At 37.2% G+C, this 16,140-nt stretch carries 9 protein-coding genes; 5 read left to right on the top strand and 4 right to left on the bottom strand.

From position 1 onward, the window contains the following. Nucleotides 1-9: 9 nt before the first annotated feature. The 4 genes from PHO71_RS18765 to PHO71_RS18750 form a co-directional block, all read right to left on the bottom strand. Complete coding sequence (locus tag PHO71_RS18765) at nt 10-555, bottom strand: RNA polymerase sigma factor (RefSeq protein WP_300206274.1); 546 nt, start codon at nt 553-555, stop codon at nt 10-12. 480 nt (nt 556-1,035) lie between these two features. After that, complete coding sequence (locus PHO71_RS18760; RefSeq protein ID WP_300206272.1) at nt 1,036-2,373, bottom strand: RagB/SusD family nutrient uptake outer membrane protein; 1,338 nt, start codon at nt 2,371-2,373, stop codon at nt 1,036-1,038. 20 nt (nt 2,374-2,393) lie between these two features. Continuing rightward, a complete protein-coding gene (locus PHO71_RS18755) occupies nt 2,394-5,729 on the bottom strand; it encodes a SusC/RagA family TonB-linked outer membrane protein (RefSeq protein WP_300206270.1) in 3,336 nt (1,111 codons plus the stop codon). Between the two features lie 31 nt (nt 5,730-5,760). Beyond that, on the bottom strand, nt 5,761-8,397 hold the full coding sequence (locus PHO71_RS18750) for a zinc-dependent metalloprotease (RefSeq protein WP_300206269.1): 2,637 nt from the start codon (nt 8,395-8,397) through the stop codon (nt 5,761-5,763). 198 nt (nt 8,398-8,595) lie between these two features. Here PHO71_RS18750 and PHO71_RS18745 point away from each other — a divergent pair, with 198 nt between their 5' ends. From PHO71_RS18745 to PHO71_RS18725, 5 genes are all read left to right on the top strand, one after another. Then, nucleotides 8,596-10,248: a M23 family metallopeptidase gene (locus tag PHO71_RS18745; RefSeq protein WP_300206267.1), complete on the top strand. Its 1,653-nt coding sequence runs from the start codon at nt 8,596-8,598 to the stop codon at nt 10,246-10,248. A gap of 25 nt (nt 10,249-10,273) precedes the next feature. Then, entirely contained in the window at nt 10,274-11,914 is a 1,641-nt protein-coding gene (locus tag PHO71_RS18740) for a C69 family dipeptidase (protein WP_300206265.1), read from the top strand. 274 nt (nt 11,915-12,188) lie between these two features. After that, nucleotides 12,189-13,652 carry a lipopolysaccharide assembly protein LapB gene (locus PHO71_RS18735; RefSeq protein ID WP_300206263.1) on the top strand — a complete coding sequence of 488 codons (1,464 nt, stop codon included), beginning with the start codon at nt 12,189-12,191 and terminating at the stop codon, nt 13,650-13,652. A gap of 30 nt (nt 13,653-13,682) precedes the next feature. Then, the gene (locus PHO71_RS18730; RefSeq protein WP_300206261.1) at nt 13,683-14,858 is read left to right on the top strand and encodes a 6-bladed beta-propeller; all 1,176 of its coding nucleotides are present in this window, start codon (nt 13,683-13,685) and stop codon (nt 14,856-14,858) included. 2 nt (nt 14,859-14,860) lie between these two features. After that, nucleotides 14,861-16,033, top strand: coding sequence for a 6-bladed beta-propeller (locus tag PHO71_RS18725; protein WP_300206259.1), 1,173 nt, complete (start codon nt 14,861-14,863; stop codon nt 16,031-16,033). Nucleotides 16,034-16,140: the final 107 nt, after the last annotated feature.

Below are 16,140 nucleotides of genomic sequence, written 5' to 3'. Positions count from 1 at the left end.
TTACAAAGTTTATTGTTCTTTTACTTTTAGGGACTGTTGTTCCTTCAATCCCTTTCTTATTTTCTCAATTCCGTATTGAAAACGTGACTTAACCGATGATATAGGCATATTCAGTATTTCTGCTATTTCGGCAAAGCTTTTGTCACTATGGATCCGTAGTCGTATCACTTCTGCCTGTTCTTCGGGAATGGTAGAGAGCAGAGTTGATATAAGGCGAAACTCTTGTTCAAAGTCTTCGGGGGTGTCTTCACTGTAATTGATAACTTGTTCCAGTGATACAAATTGTAAGCATTGTACTCTCCGCAGACGATCAGTGCATAAGTTTGCCAAACTTCGATACAGATAGTTACGCATATTTGCCGGTGTCTGACCTTTATGGTCTCGTTCTCTGATATGCAACTGTACGAAAATGTCTTGTATGGCGTCTTCAGCGTCGGCAAGATTACCTATTCTGTAACAGGCATACCGTAGTAAGTGTGTCCTTTCTGCTTCTATAAGCTCTGCCAGTTCACGACTTAGCACATCTTCGTTGTTGAGGATCGATTCTTGTTTCATGTCTCATTTTTAGTTATTCTTCTTTTTAAATTTTATGACCGCGATCTATTATAATGACGCAAAAGGAGACGAAAAGACGTAAAAGATAAGATGTTTTTTCGTTATTGCAAGAAAAATAGTTGAGATGGATGTAAGTAGAGTATGGTGGATAACATTATGTAAAGGGGGAGTGAAAGAATAAATTTTAAGTGATAGATATAGGTTTTAGCTCTTATTTTTTCATATATTGAATATAAAAATGAAAGGTGACTTATTTATGTAATAAAAAAGAGGTTGTACTTGATGTTTTAAAATAGGGTGTTAGTTTTTCTCTTCTCTATTAAGATTGACTAACAAAAGAGGTCATCTCAATTTTGAGATAACCTCTAATATCAAATCGTTTATAAGTAAACAGGTATCACTTAGGTGTTCATTTGTACCAGAAACCGATTGCAACTATAATAACTGTATAAGCTAAATAATCGTATATTAGTTATGTAGTTAATCCATTAAATTAGGATTAGCATTAGTTGCACTTAGCGGGATTTGCAATGTATAGCGAACGTCATCTTGTTGTAAAACAATGGTCTGTTCATTGAATATTTTTTTGATTTCTGGTCGGGTAGTGCGGCGCAAATCAAACCAACGGTGACCTTCAAAAGCTAATTCACGAGCACGTTCATTCAATATTTCCGTGATTAAATGAGCTTGATTCATATTGCTTACTTCATTTTCTTTCTGCTCGTATGCAGTTGGAGTATATCGTTTTTCCATTAGTTGTAACAAACGGTTACGTGCTTCTGGTAATTTATTTAGATGAGCAGCAGCTTCTGCTGCATTCAAGTATAATTCCGAAGTACGGAAACTACATTTGTATTTACTAGTTCCATCATTTTTTATAATGGGATAATTGCCATCTGCATTTACTACGTCAATATATTTTGCGAGACGAAGATCACCTTCTTGGAACATTTTTACAAATGCTTCTGTAGCTTGTGAAGCTTTGAGTGTACTGTTATTATATACATTTTCATAAGCAGTGATAGATTCCATGGACTCGTATAAATTTGGCATTTTGAAATCGGAACTATTGAAATCTTCTAATGTTGATTTTTGTGCTAATAAACGCTCGGTTACATCATAAGCAGTTTTCCAATCACCTTTATAAAGACACACTCGTGATTCGAAAGCATCTACTGCTAACGTACTAAAGCGATAATTAAAACCAGTTTCCCACTCTGTGCGGTTGATGAACTTGCGTGCATTTTCAATATCGGAAAGAATCGATATATATATCTGTTCCACAGTATTACGCGTTGGTAATTCTTCTAAATCAAGTGTTAGTTTCAGTGGAACAGCCTTTGTCATCGGTGCTCCTTCCTTAGTATATGGTTGCCCAAAAAGATTGACTAGTATAAAGTGCATATATCCTCTCATAAAATAAGCTTCTCCAACTAATTGGTCAATATCTTCTTTGGTACCTTCAGTAATATCATTTTGTTTATTTATGATAGCATTAGCATAATAGATGTTTTCATAATATGAAGACCAGCCAAATTCGGTCCCGGAAGGATTGTTGGCTACCCATCTCTCAATGTCTCTGTAGGTACTTTGATCAAATTCGTCGTTCCGGATTGTAATATCACCTGTACGCATATCACAAAGACTTCTGTCTATCAATCCTTTAGAATAGACAGTAGTCATAAGTGCCCTGTATTCTTCCAATGTATTGGGAATCACTTTTCCTGTGGGCTGTATGTCTAAAAAATTGCTGCATGAGGTTATAATAAGACTTCCGGCAAGCATGAAGTATATATATAATTTTTGAATTTTATTCATATTCACAATTATTTTTTAGTTTAAAAGTTAAGACTAAGATTGAATGTAAACGATTTAGCCATTGGGGTAGAATAAAGATTTCCCATTGATTCTGGATCCATATAATTCTTGTAGCTGGAACCGAAGACAAACAGATTACGTCCTTCTACAGCAACTGTTGCTCCATGAACGCTGAACTTACGTAGCCATTCTTGTGGTAATGTATATGCTAATCGTATATTCTGGAGTCGTACGTAGTTAAGACGTTTTACCCATAAATCCAAGTTTCTGTAGAGTGCTCTCTCGTTTCCGAATAGATAATAGTCCGCTGAATAATTGTTTCGGTTAAGTAAAGCAGGAAATTGTCCATTCTTGTTTTCGGGTGTCCATCTATTGAGAACATCTCGGTTTGCATTATGTCCTGGGTCGAAATCAACAATATCATATGAAGGACTAGTGCGAACGTGTGCTCCAATGTTATAAGCAAAGTTAAAACTTAACTCCCAATTACGGTAGTTGAAAGTATTGATAAATCCTCCGGTGTATGGTGCTTCAGTTGTTCCGACAGATGTGTATAACTCTCTTTGGAAATCAGCTTTTTCATTATATGTATAGTAGCCGATGCCACTTTCATCATACATATCGAAGAGAGTTTCGACATTAACTGGCTCGGAGCTTCCTTTTGGATAGATTAATATACGTCCTGTTTTAGGGTCTATTTTACTTTTGATGGCAAAAATTGTACCTACTGGATATCCCTCCAGTCCTGGAGTTTTGCTATCTGAAGCTGTTAAGACTTTCAATACTTTATTATAATTATATGCGAAATTGAATGTAGTATACCACGAGAAATTACGTGTAGTAATGTTGCGTGTTTGTAAATTCACTTCTACACCTTTATTCTCCATACTTGCCCAGTTGATTGTCATGCTTTCAAAACCATTCTCCAGAGGTAGATTTTTTTTACCAATAAGATCTGTTCCTTTACGATAATAATAGTCTACACTAAGATTGATTGCAGAATTGAGTACGGAGAAATCAATTCCGGCATTGTATGAAGCTGTTTTTTCCCAGCGTAATTTGTCGTTAGGAGCACCCGAAATATCAATGCTTGTTTCTGTATTGCCTGGAAGTATAGTCTGGTTACCGTATATCCCTACAAGGAATGGAGAGGTGCTTTTGTCTATATTTCCTTGTAGTCCGTAGGATAATCGCAGTGACAAATTATCCATCCAATTCTTAGCTGATTCAAGGAATGATTCATTGGAGATACGCCATAATCCACTTATGGAATAAATAGGCAGGAATCTATATTTTTTATCCACTCCAAAAAGATCAGAGCCATCCATACGGATACTTCCTCCTAATGTATAGCGTTTCATTAAAGTATATGAACCGTTTGCATAAAAGGACGCAAAAGCGTTTTCAATATAACTTTTCGTATGCAATGGATAAGATTTGGCTTGATCTTCATCTTTAAAGATGAGTGGTTTTGTTGTAAGTGTTTTCGGATCATATCCGTAAGCATTAGAGGTCAGTGACTCATACCAGTTTTTCCGAATTTCTGAACCAGCCATAATCTGAACTTCATGGATATCTTTAAAAGTTTGATTCCATTCGCCTTGTACTTTCCACGTTATCTGTGATGTTGTAGAGTTCGCTGCTTTGTGCATTCCTCCTTCAGGGATGACATATTTATATACCTTATTTACGTTATCCCAGTATTGGCTACCTTCACGCATATTACGAGTTGTAAATGTGTTGTTGCCAACATATTGTTCCAGCCCTGCCTGCTCCCATTGCAGACCAACTTGAGATGATAGTTTCCAGTGGTCGTTAAAGCGCAAATCTGCACTAAAGATTGCATTAATTGCAGTCGTTAGTGTTTCTTTACTTGTATTAGCTCTTTCTTCAAAAATATTAAATCCTTGTTTAGGATTAGGTATGTTACTGTTTGAAATATCATAATCATATAAATAGTTCCCATCTGAATCGTAAGGTTTCAGATATGGATTGGCTGTGCGGGCATAGTAGATAGGATTAGCATAGCCATATTTATCTGTTACATAGTTTGTATTCTTTCGTCGGTTAGCAAAAAGTGACATACCAATTTTGAGCATCTTATTTGCCTGATAGGATGTTTTGCTTGTAAGATTGAAGCGACTCATACTTACACCTGGAACATTACCATCTTCTTTTGAGTAGCCAAGTGAGTTGTAGTATGTAATTTTTTCGCTTCCACCTGAAATACTAAAATTATAATCTTGTGTGAAAGCGTCTCTAAACAAAATATCATTCCAATCTGTATTGATTGTTTTTAATTGGTTAATCGCATTTTGTGCTTCAGCTGTCAAACCGTTCCAACCTTTTTCCTGATAAGCATCAAACAATTTATATTGTTTTAATATGGAAGCCACACCTCCTTTTTGATAAAAAGCCGGAATGCCTAGAATTGGATCTGCCGGTTCTTTCATTAGTTCCAGCTCTAAATCGATTTTCTCTTGTGAATTAAGAAGATTTAATCGGGACGTATCAAGATTAGGACTATAAGTCAGTCGTGTATTAAAATTAATTACGGGTTTCCCTATTTTTCCTCGTTTTGTTGTCACCACAATTACGCCATTGGCAGCACGCGCGCCATAGATAGCTGTAGCAGCTGCGTCTTTCAGAATAGTGATACTTTCAATATCATTTGGGCTAAGTCCGGCAATTGAAGATTGCTTCATATCAACGATATTATTATCATTGTCTCCTAAGCTGGGAATATCTGTTCCTTCCAAAGGAATTCCATCCAATACCCACAAAGGGTCTTGAGTTCCATTCAAAGAAGCAGTACCACGAATACGAATACGTGCGGGAGATCCCGGAGCACCGGAAGTATTAGTGACAGCTACACCGGCAATTTGTCCTGCCAATGCCTGATCGATACTTTTTGCAGAGCCTAACATAGCATCTGTTACATCTACTTTGGAGATAGCGGCAGTTAATTTGCGGCGTTCCAATTCCTGATAACCTGTAACGACTACATCTCCTAAGGTATGTGATGACGCTTGAAGTACAATACGGTAGTTGTTTTTTCCGGTCTGTAATTTGATTACCTGTTCTTCGTATCCAATGTAACTGCAATGGATATTTGTTATATTTTCGGGAACGGAAAGAGAAAACTTTCCATCCAAGTCAGTAATAGTACCTAAAGAGGTTTCAGAGGCACCGACTTTTTGTAATTCGTCGGAGGGCACAAATATAGAAGCACCGATCAATGGTTGATCATCTTCACTGGATAGTACAACACCTGTGATTGTGCGATTATTGGCACCGGCCATTGCCAATGCATTTGCGAGAAAGCATATAAGTATGCACAAATGTTTTTTTCTCATTAATTGTAGATATGCTTAAGTGATTAATTTTTTATTTGATTCCCAGTGCAGTATTGATACGTAATATCATATCCTCATAATGATATCGTGTTGCTGTATCTGAACTACTGAGGCGATTCTGCAAGAGTTTCTTGATACGGAGCAATTCACCGCGTTTTACAGAAATTGCATCTGATATACGGTTAAGTTGGCTACCGTAGAAATTCAATACTCGTGGAGCACCCATCCGGCTTTCTTCGTGGAGAGTACGCTGTTCGGCAGCATGGCAACTACAGAAAGGAGTGGAGTGATCGAGCAGGAAATGTTCGTCAGCCAATTTCTTGTTGATTTTAACAGCTTCGGGTTCAGCAGCTGCTGTAAGTAAAGCATCCAGAAAGTTTTTCTGCAAAGAACGCTCCATTACATCAGGATTTCCTCCCCGTTCCGTAATACCGAAAATGTTCTTGTGAAGCGCTTCCATAAATTCTACTACCGTAAATGCTTTCTTGCCATTTACTGATTCATTTTCAATCATACGCATCAGGCGATTATTGCCTAGCAGATCCCAAAGGATATATGCCTGCGCATTTCTCAATATCTGTGTAGGCGCATTTTCTTGTTTGCCGAGTGGAGTGTTGCGAAGTAAAAAAGTATATTGCCCTACTTCCGTATCAAACAACCATTTGGGGTAAGTCAGTACTTCGTTCATCAGGAACTTCAGGGAAGCTTGTTGTTTCTCCTTCTCCACAAATGTATATGTTTTGACACCATCACCTACAGTTGTATTTTCAATATAGATACCTCCTATATTGGCAAGTACATGATACAAGTAATTGTTCCATTGATTGATAACACCGTAATATAAGCGAGATGCGTCTTCATACGTTTGTCCTTTCTCTCCGGTGGTAGTCCATTGGATTATTTGAGGAACGATACGTTTCAGGTTTTCAATACCGAGTAGAGAAGAACGAACCGGATCATCTCCCAAATCTTCGTTCTGTGCCCGCGGATCAACAGCATCCCGTATATCTTGTGCTTCACTATACTTGTAAAGGCGGTTAGTATGTTTACTCAGGAAATTGAACAGAAGATTTTTTTCTTCCTCCGGAGTGTTTTTACCATACCAGCGATAACCATATTCAATGGCAAATTGGTCATAAGGACCGATATGCGGAGAAAGGACTTTAACACCGTCTCCCGGTTGGGCGATATAGTTGAAACGGGCATAATCCATGATAGATGAAGCGGTGGAATTCATCTTAGATGTGAATGATTCAGAGCGGAGAGAGTCTGTGGGAAATGCTGCTGATCCCATCATATTATGGCGTAGCCCTAAAGAGTGACCTACTTCATGGCAAGCCACAAAACGGATAGCATCCCCCATCAAAGAATCAGGCAATTGTACGTTACGTGCTGCCGGGCTGACAGTTCCGGTTTGTACAGTGATCCATTCGCTTACCATAGAGAGTACATTGTGCCACCACATGATATCTGCTTCCAGAATTTCTCCTGAACGTGGATCGAGGATGGAAGGTCCCATGGCATTCTTCTTTTCCGAAGCAGCATAAGTCAATACGGAGTAATTGACATCATCCATATCTATCTGCATACTATCGGTAACTTCTCTGGCGATGATTGCATTTTTGAAACCTGCTTTTTCAAAAGTGGCTTGCCAATCTTCAATACCTTTTTTGATGTAGGTACGCCATTGATAAGGAGTTGAGCTATCTATATAGAACACAATAGGTTTAGCAGGTTCTACAAGTTTACCCTTCAGATATGCTTCGCGATCTTCCGGTTTAGGCTCCAAACGCCAGCGGGTGATATAATGTTTCGTATCGGAACCTTGCTGTGCATCGCTGAAACTTAAAAGGGGATTAGTAAAATAGCCTACCTTTTGATTGTCGAAGCGTCCCATCATAGGAGTTTCCGGCAACAAGAGAATAGATGAACTTACTTCTACCGTTACGTATACACTGGTCGTTCCTTCCGTTACTTTAGTTGTCAGTTCGGAAGTTGCTACCACATTGTTCGTGAAAGATTTTATAGACAGAATACGTGAAAGATTTTTAATAGCTGAGGTCCCCAGATTGATATTGGTAAATACATTATTTATACTGGTTTCCGTGCCGTCATAAATATCATTTACTTTAATTACCAATGCAGTAGAATCCTGATTGATAGCTTCTATCTTAAATGCGGCAATCAGTGGAGAGATAAAGTTATCTTTTACCGATTGGTAGATTGCATCAGTTTTGGGAGCTAAAGGCAAAGGGCGTTGCTGACGAAACATTAGCTTTTTGCTAGCCTTGTCCCATTCAACACTGATCATTTGATTTTCGTAATTTACACCACGGTTTACACCGGCTTCATTCAGCTCTGCGGGTACCCGTTGTAACTTATTGACCACTAGTAGGTCACGACCTAACAAAGAGGTAGGAACTTCGAAATAAAAATCATTTTCTTTCTGGTATACGGTAAACATACCTTTGGTAGCTTTGCTTCCTTCTACCAGTTTCTCATAGTCCGTTTTGGACTTTTCTTCCTGTTGGAGTTTCTTCTTTTTCTTCTTCTTCAACCAACTTGCGTGTTCTGCGACGGAGGATTCTGCTGATGCCATGTGGGGGCATACAACACCCAGCAGTACGCAGGCAACCACCGTTGCCATTACTCTCTCATAAATTCTCATTGTTTTTTTCGATTAATTAAAAATAAGAAATAGCTTGCAAAAATACAAATATAATTCATAAGTTACTTTCAAAATGAGATATAAATGCCAAAAATAAAAGAATTATTAACTAGAATCAAATGAATCATTCTCTCTTGGACATTTCGTAATCTACTTGAAATAGTGTACTTTTGTAGAGTTTTAAAAAGTATGTATTATATGAGACAATATATTGCTATCCTCTTGCTTGCTTGTAGCATACAGGGGTATGCACAAGAGAAAACGCAAGCGACCTTTACACCGCCTTTTGATTTTCCTATCACTTTAAGCGGAAATTTTGGTGAGATCCGTTCTAATCATTTTCACGGTGGATTAGACTTTAAAACTGGAGGAGTGATCGGTAAACCGGTACATGCTCTTGCTGATGGTTATATCTCGCGTATCCGTGTCACTAATGGCTCAGGATATGTATTGGATGTTTGCTATCATAACGGATATTCAACTATAAACCGCCATCTAAGTGGTTTTCTTTCTCCAATTGCTGAAAGGGTGGAAAAACTTCAATATGAAAAAGAAAATTGGGAAGTTGAGATTATTCCCGAACCGGAAGAATATCCGGTAAAAGCGGGACAGCCAATAGCTTTGAGTGGGAATACCGGATATTCGTTCGGACCTCATTTACATCTGGATGTATTTGAAACAGAATCAGGCGAATCTATTGATCCTATGCCTTTCTTCAAAACTAAAGTCAAAGATACGCGTGCTCCTAAAGCAGATGGTATCATGCTTTTTCCACAGTTGGGTAAAGGCGTGATAGCAGGGAAGCAAGAGAATCTGGTCATTCTACCGAATCGTGAACAGCCGGTGGAAGCCTGGGGAATTATAGGGACAGGCATTAAAGCATATGACTATATGGATGGTGTGAACAACCATTATGGAGTATATTCTGTAATTCTTACTGTAGACGAAACAGAAGTTTTCCGTAGTACTGTAGACCGCTTCTCTCCGAACGAAAACAGAATGATAAACTCTTGGACTCATGGACCATATATGAAATCATTCATTGATCCGGGAAATACCTTGCGTATGCTGAAGGCTTCTAATGGGAACCGTGGCTTGATAACCATTGATGAAGAACGGGATTATCAATTCTTGTATACTTTGAAAGATATTTTCGGTAATACTTCCCGTTATCACTTTACAGTGCGTGGACGGAAACAACCTGTTAATCCATTGGAACATCCTGATAAATATTACTTTAGATGGAATAAAACGAACTTTTTACATGAACCGGGATTAAGCTTGGTTGTTCCGAAAGGAATGCTTTACGATGATGTTCCACTTTATTATGAAGTAAAGGCAGATAGTGGAGCTATTTCTTTTACTTATCAGTTGAATGATAAACCGGTATCTCTTCATGGAGGTTGTGAACTGCGAATTGGATTGCTTAGGAAACCATTGGCAGATACTACGAAATACTATGTAGCTTCTGTTAGTCCCAAAGGTGCTAAATATAGTGTAGGCGGGAAATATGAGAACGGTTATATGAAAGCAACAATCAGTGAACTGGGTACTTATACGGTTGATGTTGATACCATACCGCCTGAAATCGTTCCTATCAATAAAAATCGATGGGGAAGAAATAATAAAATTGTTTATCGTTTGAAAGATAAGGGGACAGGTGTCAATTCTTATCGTGGAACGATCGATGGAAAGTATGCACTTTTCGGACGTCCTAATATCGTAAATTCTTATTGGGAATGTGAACTTGACCCAAAGTATGTGAAGAAAGGAGGGAAACACATTGTTGAATTGACAGTAACCGATTGTTGTGGCAATGAGACTGTGTCCCGTGAAAGTTTTATCTGGTGATTACTAAAAATGTGAATCATATATTATGAGAAGAAAAATTGTCTCTTGTGCTGCTATTTTATTGGCAGCCGTGGCGAATACGTTTGCCTGTACTAATTTGATTGTCGGAAAGAATGCTTCTGCTGACGGATCGACTATAGTTTCATATTCTGCTGATTCCTATGGATTGTTTGGAGAGCTTTATCATTATCCTGCTGCCACTTATCCTAAAGGGACGATGCTGAAAGTGTACGAATGGGATACAGGTAAATACTTGGGAGAAATAGAACAAGCACGCCAGACTTACAATGTGAATGGAAATATGAACGAGTATCAGGTGACTATTGCTGAAACAACTTTTGGCGGTCGTCCAGAGTTGGCGGATTCAACCGGAATTATAGATTATGGGAGTTTGATTTATATCGGTCTGCAACGTTCGCGAACTGCGCGCGAAGCTATCAAGGTAATGACTGATCTGGTACAACAGTATGGTTATTATAGTGGAGGAGAGTCATTTACGATTGCCGATCCTAATGAGGTTTGGATTATGGAGATGATTGGTAAAGGTCCGGGTATCCGTGGGGCTGTTTGGGTGGCTGTTCGAGTGCCGGATGATTGTATCTCGGCTCATGCCAATCAATCCCGTATTCATCAATTTGATATGAATGATAAAGAGAACTGTTTATATTCTCATGATGTTATTTCTTTTGCGCGCGAGAAGGGTTATTTCAATGGAGTCAATAAAGATTTCAGTTTTTCTAATGCGTATGCACCACTTGATTTTGGTGCGCGTCGTTTCTGTGAAGCTCGTGTTTGGAGTTATTTTAATAAATTTACTGATCATGGAAAAGAATATCTTCCTTATATAGAAGGTAAGACTAACGATCCGATGCCTCTTTTTATCCGTCCTAAACAGAAACTTACCGTTCAAGATGTGAAAGACATGATGCGTGATCATTATGAAGGAACGCCGCTTGATATTTCCAATGATTTTGGGGCAGGTCCTTATAAAACTCCTTACCGTCTTTCTCCGTTGAACTTTAAAGTCGGTGATAAAGAATATTTTAACGAACGCCCTATTTCTACTCAACAGAGCGGTTTTGTATTTGTGGCACAGATGCGTGCTAATAAACCCGATATAATTGGTGGTGTGCTTTGGTTTGGTGTGGATGATGCAAATATGGCTGTATTTACACCCGTTTATTGTTGTGCGACTAAAGCTCCGTTGTGTTATACACGTGTAGATGGGGCAGATTATATTACTTTCTCCTGGAATTCTGCTTTCTGGATATTCAATTGGGTATCGAATATGGTTTATCCTCGTTATAGCCTGATGATAGATGACGTACGCGCTACTCAAAAAGAGCTGGAAACAACTTTCAACCAAGCACAGGACGGTATTGAAGAAATGGCAGCTAAACTATTGGCAAAAGATAAGAATGCTGCTATCGACTTTCTTACTAACTATACAAATATGACTGCACAGAGTACCTTCGACACTTGGAAACAATTGGGTACTTTCCTGATCGTGAAGTATAACGATGGAGTAGTGAAACAAGTGAAAGACGGAAAGTTTGAACGTAATTCCATTGGTCAGCCTGCCGGAGTAACTCGTCCGGGATATCCGAAGGAGTTTCTCGAAGAATATGTAAAACAAACTGGAGAAAGATACATGGTTACAGAATAATTCTGTTATTATCGTTTTTTCTGTTTAAAATGTTGTCCACATCATTCAAATAATTTGAGGGATGTGGATTTTTATTTGATTAATAATCAGGTGGATATATATAATTGATTTGTCCATCTCTAAAATTTGCTTTTTTTCTCAATACTTCCTACATTTGCATAAACCAGTAAATCATGATACGATGAAAGTCACCTCACTTTTATATATGCTAATTTCGGGAATTTTCTTTTTCTCTTGTCAATCTTCGTCACAAGAGAAAAATATTCAAGAAGAAATGCATTCTTTATTTGAGAAAGGTGATAGTTGTAGGGAACATGGGGATGAAGAAAATGCAGTAATTCTCTATAATCAATCCTTGAATTTAGTAAAGCATGAAAAAAACTCTTGGTTGGAGGCTACTCTTTATAGTCGGCTTGGCACTATATATATGTATCGGGAGATATATGGTGATGCTTTGGAAATGTTTAAACAGGGTGCTTCTATATATGCAACTATTAAGCCTTGTGTGGAAAGAGCTATCACATTACGGAATATTGGCAGGGTAAATTTATTGCAGCATCAATCTGATAGTATTTTTTGTTATTATGATCAGGCTTTGGAAGTTGCGATGCAGTTATCTGATGAGGAATTACAGCATAAAATATCATCAGAATTGGAGGCTATATATTCGAAAGTCGGACTTTTTCATTTTTCTACCAGAATATTATTGAGATTTCTTGATAGCTTGGAGGATAAAGCTTCTACTTATTTGTTACTCGGAGAATATGAATCTTTTCAAAATCGAAAAGATGACGCGAGAAAATGGTTATTGAAGGCTACTCAAACGGATGATATGTATATTTGTTCGAATGCTTATTTGCAATTATATAAATTGGAGAAAGAAGGACAATGTTGGAAAGCTGCAGTTCATTATGCTGATTCCTATAATCAATGTAGAGATTCTTTAGAACAGCAGTTATCTTACTCTTCTGATATTCGGGTTTTGGGACAAAAATATGAGAAGGAACGTCTTCAGAGCCAAAATCGAGAATTACAGAATGAGCAATTACGACGAAGAATGCACTATCTAATAGGTATATTGGTTGGTTGTTTTTTGTTTATAATCGTTTTGTTCTTTTATTATCACGAGAAGAGGAAAAAAGAGGAGGAACTCTTTCGAATCATGCAGAGATTGAGAGAAAATGAACAACAAATCGGTGATTATACTTCTTTGTTACAAGAAAATAAACGAATGATTGCCAATTTGTTGAATGAACAGAAAATGAACTCTGTGTTGTTGGAGGAGAAGGGGATGGAATATGAAAACCTGAAAGAACGAAATAATCGATTATCGACAGAACTCAGAACTTTACTTTCAGATAGAGAGGGTATATTACGTCGGCTTAATGTAGGGACTTTGGAAGTGAACTTTTCTGAACAGTATATGGCTTATAATCATCTCTGTCAATTGAAGAGTGAACCTTACTATGGACTTCTTGAAACTCAAAAGGAATGGGAACAGTTATATGCATTAATAGACTTGTTATATGGAGATATTTCCGGGAAGCTTAGTAAATGCAGATTACTGACAGAACAAGATAAAAGAGTTTGTTATTTACTTCATATGGGTATTAATAATATGGATTTGGGCAGACTTTTTAATATAGATTCTCGCTCTGTAACCAAATCTAAACAACGAATCAAGAAGAAAATGAATCTTGCACCAGACGATTTATTGGAAGAGTTTTTATCAAAATAGTATTTGTTTCACCTTTTAAAATAAAAGACCATGAGAAAACTATTATTGTTATCATTTGCGCTGTGCATGGCGTTTAATACATCTGCACAAATTAAGAAACAGGTTACAAGTAAGGCTTTGCCGGTAATTGATGTTACGAAAGATTATCCAAAGAAAGAAATTACATTGAAAGACTATGTTACCACAGAATTTATTCCGTTGGAGACCACTGATGACGTATTACTTGATAACCTCGTTTATTATAGTACCACTTTTACAGACCATTATATTGCGACCTGCAATAGACAAGATGGTACTATTTTTGTCTTTGATCGGGTGGGTAAAATTAAGCACCATTTTAATCATAAAGGGCAGAGTGGAGAAGAATATATTTATATATTTAGTTTGCGAATAGACGAAAAAGCAAAGGAATTATACTTATTGGCTGGCAGTAAAGTTTTGGTTTACTCTTTGGAAGGGAATTTTAAACGTCGTTTACCTGTTCCTAGAAATATTAGAATCGGCGAGATGTATATTTATGATGATCAATCGTTGATATGTTATGATGGTTACGATTTAGATAGGATGGGAAAGGTTTCAAATGATTGTCCTTATTTCTTGATGTCAAAGAAAGATGGCACTATTTCACGTCTTCCGATAACAATAAAGAATCGGATTGGGAATATGATTTATACTAAGGATACACCGGAAATGACCTCAACATATTCAATAACTGCCTCACCAATGGTTAGTAATGGTACTGAATTTATTCTTTCAGACTTGGCGGGAGATACTGTTTATCTTTATAAAAATAAGAAAATTACTCCTTTGTTTGTTCGTACTCCGAAGTCGGCAGAAACTGATCCTCGTGTGATGTTCTTTTGTAATTCGAAAGTGGGGAATTACCTCTTTATGTCAGCAATTCCGAAGAAGATTTATGAAGAATCAAGAATTAAAGCAAAAACATTTGTATTCGATCTTTCAACTAGAGAAATATATGGAAGTTTGGAAATAATGAATACTGATACTTCAAATAAACGCCCGTTTATGATTGACAACAGTGATGTCCAATTACCGGAGAATTGTACTCTTGACTGTCATGATTCAGAACGTTTGCTCAAAGCTTATAAAGAAGGCAAGCTGACAGGTAAATTAAAAGAGATTGCTTCTAAAATGACTGAGGATGATAATCCTGTATTTGTGTTGTCTAAATTCAATCTCAAATAACTATGAAGTTCGTATGGTTTCTTTTCTCGCTTAGTTTGTTGGCAGGATGTAGCCGTCAATCGGTAAAAGTTATTCCGGACTCTTCATTACCGGTTCTGGATATCACCGCTGATTATCCGGAAAGAGAAATAGACTTGGCAGAAGAGGCTGAAATCGAATACATTCCTTTGCAATTTCAAGGAACGGAACGGTTGGAAACATTCGATCTGTTGTATGGAACAATATCAGAAAATATGATATTTGCATATAATAGGAAAGGAACTGTTTTTGTGTTCGATAAGACAGGAAAACAACTACATCAGTTCAATCATACTGGGGGAGAAAAGGAACAATACGACTATGTTTTTTCGATTTATGGAGATGAAGAGAATCAAGAGATATTTATGAGGACTTTTCGTTATAGGATTCAGGTTTACTCCTTGGCTGGTGAGTATAAAAGGAGTTTGATAGCTTCTTATCCAGTGTCATTTAATCAAGTTTTCGGGTATAATAAAGACTCTTTGGTTTTTAGTGATGGGATAAGCGAAATCAAAGATAGGTTTGATAATGGCATTTATTATTATAAATTATCCAAGAAAGACGCTGGAATATCTCCTTTTCCGTTTTATGTGAAGCACCGGATTACGAATGTTTTTACCTGTGAAGTACGGGAAGAGAAACAAATTAGCAGTTTGAGTTATACAATTACTATCGAGCCGATGATAAAGAATGGAAATGAAGTGATTCTTTCAGATTTCGCCTGTGATACTATTTTTTCATTCGATGGTAATAAAAAGAAGGCTTTGTTACGCCGAACTCCTGCCGTTCGTTCTACTTTTCCTCTGAAGTTGATAGGAGTCAGTATAAAGACTGATCGTTTTATTTTTATGGATATTATAGAAAAAGTATATATTCCCAATGAAAAAGGAGTGAAAAATAAATCATTGTTATTTGATTTGAAGACACAGGAGGTTTCTGTTCCTATACTCATAAATAAAGAGTTTACTCCTCCGTTTCCTGTCAATATGGGAAATAGCAATGGGAATTTTCCGAAAAATACTTGTATATCCGCAATACATTCGAAAAAACTACTTGAGTTATATAGATCGGGAAGATTATCCGGTAAAGCAAAGGAAGTGGCTTCTCGTTTGGGTAAGGATGATGCTCTCGTTTTAATCTTGTATCATTTCAAATAATAGTATGGGCAAAATCCCCTTTTTAGGTGATTAAATTTAGGTAAAATGTAGGATTTATAAACTTATTCTTTTACATTTGTATGCTCAACTTGCTAGCTGGATTACTT

This window comes from Bacteroides sp. (assembly GCF_028690125.1).
Taxonomy (GTDB): domain Bacteria; phylum Bacteroidota; class Bacteroidia; order Bacteroidales; family Bacteroidaceae; genus Bacteroides.
Note: the sequence above shows the minus strand (reverse complement) of the source record. Positions and strands in the feature narration are given on the sequence as shown.

What these genes read in the sequence shown, in the direction of transcription:
- PHO71_RS18760 (WP_300206272.1), bottom strand. Translation starts at nt 2,373, where the DNA reads ATGAATAAAATTCAAAAATTATATATATACTTCATGCTTGCCGGAAGT.
- PHO71_RS18765 (WP_300206274.1), bottom strand. Translation starts at nt 555, where the DNA reads ATGAAACAAGAATCGATCCTCAACAACGAAGATGTGCTAAGTCGTGAA.
- PHO71_RS18750 (WP_300206269.1), bottom strand. Translation starts at nt 8,397, where the DNA reads ATGAGAATTTATGAGAGAGTAATGGCAACGGTGGTTGCCTGCGTACTG.
- PHO71_RS18725 (WP_300206259.1), top strand. Translation starts at nt 14,861, where the DNA reads ATGAAGTTCGTATGGTTTCTTTTCTCGCTTAGTTTGTTGGCAGGATGT.
- PHO71_RS18730 (WP_300206261.1), top strand. Translation starts at nt 13,683, where the DNA reads ATGAGAAAACTATTATTGTTATCATTTGCGCTGTGCATGGCGTTTAAT.
- PHO71_RS18755 (WP_300206270.1), bottom strand. Translation starts at nt 5,729, where the DNA reads ATGAGAAAAAAACATTTGTGCATACTTATATGCTTTCTCGCAAATGCA.
- PHO71_RS18740 (WP_300206265.1), top strand. Translation starts at nt 10,274, where the DNA reads ATGAGAAGAAAAATTGTCTCTTGTGCTGCTATTTTATTGGCAGCCGTG.
- PHO71_RS18745 (WP_300206267.1), top strand. Translation starts at nt 8,596, where the DNA reads ATGAGACAATATATTGCTATCCTCTTGCTTGCTTGTAGCATACAGGGG.
- PHO71_RS18735 (WP_300206263.1), top strand. Translation starts at nt 12,189, where the DNA reads ATGCATTCTTTATTTGAGAAAGGTGATAGTTGTAGGGAACATGGGGAT.